This is a genomic window from Citrobacter sp. wls710, from assembly GCF_005281115.1.
GTDB classification, from domain to species: domain Bacteria; phylum Pseudomonadota; class Gammaproteobacteria; order Enterobacterales; family Enterobacteriaceae; genus Citrobacter; species Citrobacter werkmanii.
In genome coordinates this window covers 1-5,271 of record NZ_SZXD01000049.1, presented here as the reverse complement: position 1 = coordinate 5,271, position 5,271 = coordinate 1, and the positions used below count along the sequence as shown (strand labels likewise).

Genomic DNA, 5,271 nt, shown 5'->3' with positions numbered 1-5,271 from the left:
ATGAACAGGATATCCGGCGTCTCTGGCAGGAGAAAGTGGATGCAATGCAGGAGTCTGCCACCCGTCAGCGTGAACAGGATACCATCAGGAAGTTTACTGAAGAGAAAAAATCCGAATGAAAAATCTGCAGTGTTTTATGACCTCATAAGTTAACTGAAAGGATATTCAGTGATTAATATATAAGCGGAGGTAATAAAGAATGCATACCTTTATTTTTCTTGTGCTGATAAAAAATATTAACGGTGGCGGAAGCTGGAATGTTACACCCATGCCAAATACGGACGTATGCGTGCAGGTTCTTCGGACAATCGAAGCACATGGCGGCAGGGGCTTTGGAAATACAGGGGAGTGTATTGAAGTTAAAACAAATGAACCTTTGAACAGCGTGATGGAAACACTAAATGGTGGTGGGCAATGAGTGCTTACTGCTTCGAAGGAAAATGAAATGAAGTCGATATATTTAAAATCTGTTCTGGCTTTTATATTTGTTGGCGTTATGGCTATGATTGTATGTATTCCTTTTTACATCGTTTACCTTGCGCAACAACCTGCAACACCAGAACAACTGACAGAGATTTTACAGGAAACTCCCTGTGCAGCAGAAGCATTTCAGGAGACACTTAATTATCAGTCTGAACCTTTAACACTTGGTAAGGCAAATAAAATCGCATCAGAATGCAGAAAAAGAAACGAAATGGCAGAGGTGAAACGGGTAAGAGAAAATGAGCGCAATAAGATTCGCGAAAAACAAATTCAGGCATTAAATGATGCTCATTCAGTAAAGGAACGTTAATCCTGGTTTCCTGTTAAAAGCCTCCATCTCTTATTTGTGCTGTGGTTTCAGGAATGGCACTGCGTGATATATCCACGGCCACAGACTGATATTTTCCTTTTTTAAACGCACTAAGGAATACTCATATGAGTAATAACCCACTTGAGGCCGTCACTCAGGCGGTTAACTCCCTCGTCACAGCACTGAAACTGCCTGACGAATCAGCAAAGGCCAATGAAGTGCTGGGCGAAATGAGCTTCCCGCAGTTCAGCCGTCTGCTGCCGTATCGTGATTACAACCAGGAATCCGGTCTGTTCATGAATGACACCACGATGGGCTTTATGCTGGAAGCCATTCCCATCAATGGGGCGAATGAGTCCATTGTGGAGGCCCTCGATCACATGCTGCGCACCAAACTGCCGCGCGGTATTCCGTTGTGTATCCATCTGATGTCCAGTCAGCTGGTTGGTGACAGGATTGAATACGGGCTGCGTGAGTTCTCCTGGTCAGGTGAACAGGCTGAACGGTTTAACGCCATTACCCGGGCCTATTATATGAAAGCGGCAGCGACACAGTTTCCGCTGCCGGAGGGGATGAATCTGCCCCTGACCCTGCGCCATTACCGGGTGTTTATCTCGTACTGTTCTCCTTCGAAGAAAAAAAGCCGGGCCGACATTCTGGAAATGGAAAACCTGGTGAAAATCATCCGGGCGTCGTTACAGGGGGCCAGTATCACCACACAGACGGTGGATGCACAGGCCTTTATCGATATTGTCGGGGAGATGATTAACCATAACCCGGACTCCCTGTACCCGAAAAGACGTCAGCTGGACCCGTATTCTGATCTGAATTATCAGTGTGTGGAGGACAGTTTTGATCTGAAAGTCCGGGCTGATTACCTGACGCTGGGCCTGCGTGAGAACGGCAGGAACAGCACGGCCCGCATCCTGAATTTCCATCTGGCCCGTAACCCGGAAATCGCCTTCCTGTGGAACATGGCCGACAACTACAGCAACCTGCTGAACCCGGAACTGTCCATCTCCTGTCCGTTCATCCTGACGCTGACTCTGGTGGTGGAAGACCAGGTGAAAACCCACAGCGAAGCCAACCTGAAGTACATGGACCTGGAGAAAAAGTCGAAGACCTCCTATGCCAAATGGTTTCCGTCCGTGGAGAAAGAGGCGAAGGAGTGGGGGGAACTGCGTCAGCGGCTGGGCTCCGGTCAGTCCTCCGTGGTGTCCTACTTCCTCAACATCACAGCATTCTGCAAGGACAATAATGAAACGGCGCTGGAAGTGGAGCAGGACATCCTGAACAGCTTTCGTAAAAACGGTTTTGATCTGATTTCACCGCGCTTTAACCACATGCGCAATTTCCTGACCTGCCTGCCCTTTATGGCCGGGAAAGGGCTGTTTAAACAGCTGAAAGAGGCCGGAGTGGTTCAGCGCGCAGAGAGCTTTAATGTTGCCAACCTGATGCCGTTAGTGGCGGATAACCCCCTGACACCGGCAGGTCTGCTGGCACCCACCTACCGTAACCAGCTGGCGTTTATCGATATTTTCTTCCGGGGGATGAATAACACCAATTACAACATGGCGGTCTGTGGCACCTCCGGGGCCGGTAAAACCGGGCTGATACAGCCACTTATCCGCAGCGTGCTGGACTCCGGGGGCTTTGCCGTGGTGTTCGACATGGGGGATGGCTACAAGTCCCTGTGTGAGAACATGGGCGGGGTGTATCTGGACGGTGAAACCCTGCGCTTTAACCCGTTTGCGAACATCACCGATATTGACCAGTCAGCGGAGCGTGTCCGCGACCAGCTGTCGGTGATGGCCAGCCCCAACGGTAACCTGGATGAAGTGCATGAAGGTCTGCTGCTGCAGGCGGTCAGGGCCTCCTGGCTGGCCAAAGAGAACAGAGCACGTATTGATGACGTGGTGGATTTCCTGAAAAACGCCAGTGACAGCGAGCAGTATGCCGGGTCACCGACTATCCGCAGCCGTCTGGACGAAATGATTGTGCTGCTTGACCAGTACACTGCCAACGGCACTTACGGCCAGTATTTTAACTCTGATGAGCCGTCCCTGCGGGATGACGCAAAAATGGTGGTGCTGGAGCTGGGCGGACTGGAAGACCGTCCGTCACTGCTGGTTGCGGTGATGTTCTCCCTGATTATCTACATCGAGAACAGGATGTACCGCACGCCGCGTAACCTCAAGAAACTGAACGTTATTGATGAAGGCTGGCGTCTGCTGGACTTCAAAAATCGCAAGGTCGGTGAGTTTATTGAGAAAGGTTACCGTACCGCCCGCCGTCATACCGGTGCCTATATCACCATCACACAGAACATCGTCGACTTTGACTCTGACAAGGCCTCCAGTGCTGCCCGCGCGGCATGGGGTAACTCCTCCTACAAAATTATCCTCAAACAGAGTGCGAAGGAGTTCGCAAAATACAACCAGCTGTATCCGGACCAGTTCCAGCCACTGCAGCGCGACATGATTGGTAAGTTTGGTGCGGCCAAAGACCAGTGGTTCAGTTCCTTCCTGCTGCAGGTGGAAAACCATTCCTCCTGGCACCGTCTGTTTGTGGACCCGTTAAGCCGCGCCATGTACAGCTCTGACGGCCCGGATTTTGAGTTTGTGCAGCAGAAACGCAGGGAGGGCCTGAGTATTCATGAGGCGGTGTGGCAGCTGGCGTGGAAGAAGTCAGGGCCGGAGATGGCTTCGCTGGAAGCCTGGCTGGAAGAACATGAGAAATACAGGAGTGTTGCATGACCACAACGCAAAAAACGACGGATGTTACAGCCCCCCGACGCAGCCACTGGTGGTGGACGGTGCCGGGATGCCTGGCAATGGTGTTACTGAACGCAGCCGTCAGTTACGGCATTGTCAGACTGAACGCACCGGTGACTGCCGCCTTCAACATGAAACAGACTGTGGATGCATTTTTTGACAGCGCCAGTCAGAAACAACTGTCAGAAGCACAGTCAAAAGCCCTTTCAGCGCGTTTTAACACGGCACTGGAAGCCAGCCTGCAGGCGTGGCAGCAGAAACACCACGCGGTCATTCTGGTGTCGCCTGCCGTGGTACAGGGGGCTCCGGATATCACCCGGGAAATCCAGCAGGATATTGCCCGGCGAATGAGAGCGGAACCATGAGATGCCGGGGGCTGATTGCCCTGCTGATATGGGGGCAGAGTGTGGCCGCCGCCGATCTTGGTACCTGGGGTGATCTGTGGCCGGTAAAGGAGCCGGACATGCTGACGGTGATCATGCAGCGCCTGACGGCACTGGAGCAGTCCGGTGAGATGGGCCGGAAAATAGATGCCTTTAAGGAGCGGGTGATCCGCAACAGTCTGCGGCCCCCTGCCGTGCCCGGTATCGGACGCACGGAGAAATACAGCAGCCGGTTGTTTGACCCGTCCGTCAGACTGGCTGCGGATATCCGGGATAACGAAGGGCGGGTGTTTGCCCGTCAGGGTGAAGTGATGAATCCGCTGCAGTATGTGCCTTTTAACCAGACGCTGTATTTCATCAATGGCGATGATCCGGCGCAGGTGGCCTGGATGAAACGCCAGACGCCGCCCACACTGGAGAGCAAAATTATCCTCGTGCAGGGCAGTATCCCGGAGATGCAGAAGTCTCTGGACAGCCGTGTTTACTTTGACCAGAACGGTGTGCTCTGCCAGCGCCTCGGCATTGATCAGGTCCCGGCACGGGTGAGCGCCGTTCCCGGCGATCGCTTCCTGAAGGTGGAATTTATTCCGGCAGAGGAGGGCAGAAAATGAAGCGAAGCCTGTGGCTGCTGATGTTATTCCTTCTCGCCGGTCATGTCCCTGCGGCATCTGCGGATTCTGCCTGTGAGGGGCGTTTTGTAAACCCGATCACGGATATCTGCTGGAGCTGTATTTTCCCGCTCTCGCTGGGCAGTATCAAAGTCAGTCAGGGTAAGGTCCCCGACACGGCGAACCCGTCGATGCCCATTCAGATTTGTCCGGCACCGCCGCCGCTGTTCAGGCGTATCGGGCTGGCCATTGGTTACTGGGAGCCGATGGCGCTGACGGACGTCACCCGGTCACCGGGATGCATGGTGAACCTGGGCTTCAGCCTGCCGGCTTTTGGTAAAACGGCACAGGGAACGGCGAAAAAGGATGAGAAGCAGGTGAACGGGGCGTTCTATCACGTTCACTGGTACAAATACCCGCTGACGTACTGGCTTAACATCATCACATCGCTGGGCTGTCTGGAAGGTGGTGACCTGGATATCGCTTATCTTTCTGAAATTGACCCCACCTGGACGGACAGCAGCCTGACCACCATTCTCAATCCGGAAGCTGTCATCTTTGCCAATCCGATAGCACAGGGGGCCTGTGCAGCAGATGCCATTGCCAGCGCCTTTAATATGCCTCTCGATGTTCTGTTCTGGTGTGCCGGTTCGCAGGGAAGTATGTACCCGTTCAATGGCTGGGTGAGTAATGAGTCCAGTCCGTTGCAGTCC

The 5,271-nt window shown here is 53.1% G+C and carries 6 protein-coding genes; all 6 read left to right on the top strand.

Annotated elements, in window-relative coordinates; genetic code table 11:
- The first annotated feature begins 199 nt into the window (after nt 1-199).
- Nucleotides 200-418 (top strand): hypothetical protein, encoded by a 219-nt coding sequence (locus FDX14_RS20910; protein WP_001377841.1) that lies wholly within the window; start codon nt 200-202, stop codon nt 416-418.
- 27 nt (nt 419-445) lie between these two features.
- Nucleotides 446-793, top strand: coding sequence for a hypothetical protein (locus FDX14_RS20905; protein WP_000836682.1), 348 nt, complete (start codon nt 446-448; stop codon nt 791-793).
- Nucleotides 794-918: 125 nt separating this feature from the next.
- Nucleotides 919-3,549, top strand: a complete 2,631-nt coding sequence (gene traC / locus FDX14_RS20900; RefSeq protein ID WP_137350173.1) for a type IV secretion system protein TraC — start codon at nt 919-921, stop codon at nt 3,547-3,549.
- Nucleotides 3,546-3,932: a type-F conjugative transfer system protein TrbI gene (gene trbI / locus FDX14_RS20895; protein WP_000214084.1), complete on the top strand. Its 387-nt coding sequence runs from the start codon at nt 3,546-3,548 to the stop codon at nt 3,930-3,932. The genes traC and trbI overlap by 4 nt, the downstream gene beginning before the upstream one ends.
- Nucleotides 3,929-4,561, top strand: coding sequence for a type-F conjugative transfer system protein TraW (gene traW, locus FDX14_RS20890; RefSeq protein ID WP_001526032.1), 633 nt, complete (start codon nt 3,929-3,931; stop codon nt 4,559-4,561). The genes trbI and traW overlap by 4 nt, the downstream gene beginning before the upstream one ends.
- Nucleotides 4,558-5,271 (top strand): conjugal transfer pilus assembly protein TraU (gene traU / locus FDX14_RS20885; RefSeq protein WP_031935944.1); only part of this gene is annotated, 714 nt, incomplete at its 3' end. The genes traW and traU, both read left to right, overlap by 4 nt.

Bases quoted from the DNA above. Each gene is read 5' to 3' on its own strand.
- FDX14_RS20910 (WP_001377841.1), top strand. From the start codon at position 200: ATGCATACCTTTATTTTTCTTGTGCTGATAAAAAATATTAACGGTGGC.
- FDX14_RS20905 (WP_000836682.1), top strand. From the start codon at position 446: ATGAAGTCGATATATTTAAAATCTGTTCTGGCTTTTATATTTGTTGGC.
- traC (WP_137350173.1), top strand. From the start codon at position 919: ATGAGTAATAACCCACTTGAGGCCGTCACTCAGGCGGTTAACTCCCTC.
- trbI (WP_000214084.1), top strand. From the start codon at position 3,546: ATGACCACAACGCAAAAAACGACGGATGTTACAGCCCCCCGACGCAGC.
- traW (WP_001526032.1), top strand. From the start codon at position 3,929: ATGAGATGCCGGGGGCTGATTGCCCTGCTGATATGGGGGCAGAGTGTG.